The organism is Mycolicibacterium vulneris, from assembly GCF_002104765.1.
In the GTDB taxonomy this organism is placed as follows: Bacteria; Actinomycetota; Actinomycetes; order Mycobacteriales; family Mycobacteriaceae; genus Mycobacterium; species Mycobacterium vulneris.
The window spans coordinates 1-255 of record NZ_NCXM01000128.1; the positions used below are offsets into that span (position 1 = coordinate 1).

The window sequence follows — 255 nt, forward strand, 5'->3', positions numbered from 1 at the left end:
GCTCGTGGGAGAGATCGCGGAGCAGTTGGCGCTGCAACACCATGTGCTCGTCGAGTCGCTCGGCCATATGGTCGAACGCCCGCCCCAGATCGCCCAACTCGTCGCTGCGCCGGCTGATCTCTGCCTGCGTACGCGCCGTCAGGTCGTTGCCGCGCAGGGCATTGGCCTGCGCTCGCAGGCGTCCCAGCAGCACTATCCAGCGCCGATACAGCAACACTCCCAGCAGCAGGGCCAGCCCGGCCGGCACCAGGCCAT

At 68.2% G+C, this 255-nt stretch carries 1 protein-coding gene; it reads right to left on the bottom strand.

Going from position 1 to position 255, the window contains the following annotated elements:
* Nucleotides 1–255, bottom strand: a 255-nt coding sequence (locus tag B8W69_RS32135) for a HAMP domain-containing protein (protein ID WP_133058076.1), incomplete at both ends; no start/stop codon positions are given.